The organism is Sedimentitalea xiamensis, from assembly GCF_030164465.1.
Classification (GTDB): domain Bacteria; phylum Pseudomonadota; class Alphaproteobacteria; order Rhodobacterales; family Rhodobacteraceae; genus Sedimentitalea; species Sedimentitalea xiamensis.
Map to the genome: position 1 here is coordinate 1 of NZ_JASNJE010000089.1, position 1,119 is coordinate 1,119.

The following is a 1,119-nucleotide window of genomic DNA, read 5'->3' on the forward strand; positions in this document are numbered from 1 at the left end:
CCATGCGCACACGCGCCGCGGTTGCGATGGAGGCGGGGAAGCCTCTGGAGATCATGGATGTGAACCTCGAGGGTCCGCGGGCGGGCGAGGTACTGGTTGAAATCAAGGCGACGGGCCTGTGTCACACCGACGAATTCACCCGTTCGGGCGCCGATCCGGAGGGGCTGTTCCCGGCGATCCTGGGGCACGAGGGCGCCGGCGTGGTGCTCGAGGTCGGCGCCGGCGTCACCTCGGTCGCGCCCGGCGACCACGTGATCCCGCTCTACACGCCCGAATGCCGGGAATGCGAATACTGCCTCAACCCCAAGACGAACCTCTGCCAGTCGATCCGGGCGACCCAGGGCCAGGGGCTGATGCCCGACGGCAGCAGCCGGTTCTCGATGCTCGACGGCACCCCGATCCTGCATTACATGGGCTGCTCGACCTTCGCCAACCACACGGTTCTGCCGGAAATCGCGCTGGCCAAGGTCCGGAAGGACGCGCCGTTTGACAAGATCTGCTACATCGGCTGCGGCGTCACCACCGGCATCGGGGCGGTGATCAACACCGCCAAGGTGGAAATCGGGTCGCGCGCCATCGTCTTCGGGCTGGGCGGCATCGGGCTGAACGTGATCCAGGGGCTGCGGCTCGCGGGGGCCGACCAGATCGTCGGCGTCGATCTCAACCCCGGCAAGGTCGAGATGGCGACGCGCTTCGGCATGACCGATTTCGTCAACCCCTCGCAGGTGTCGGGCGACCTGGTGGCGCATCTGGTCGAACTGACCCGGGGCGGCGCCGATTACACGTTTGACGCCACCGGCAATGTCGGCGTGATGCGCACCGCGCTCGAGTCGGCGCACAAGGGCTGGGGCGAGAGCATCATCATCGGCGTCGCGCCGGCGGGGGCCGAGATCTCGACCCGGCCGTTCCAGCTGGTCACCGGCCGCTCCTGGCGCGGCACCGCGTTCGGCGGCGCGCGCGGCCGGACGGATGTGCCGAAGATCGTCGACTGGTACATGGACGGCAAGATCGAGATCGACCCGATGATCACCCACACCATGGCGCTCGAGGACATCAACAAGGGCTTCGACCTCATGCACGAAGGCAAATCCATCCGCGCCGTCGTCGAGTTTTGAGGCG

1 protein-coding gene is annotated in these 1,119 nt (G+C 67.4%); it reads left to right on the forward strand.

The genetic code is table 11. From position 1 onward, the window contains the following. Window positions 1–2: 2 nt before the first annotated feature. Window positions 3–1,115, forward strand: coding sequence for an S-(hydroxymethyl)glutathione dehydrogenase/class III alcohol dehydrogenase (locus QO034_RS23265; protein ID WP_284487879.1), 1,113 nt, complete (start codon window positions 3–5; stop codon window positions 1,113–1,115). The last annotated feature ends 4 nt before the right edge of the window (window positions 1,116–1,119 follow it).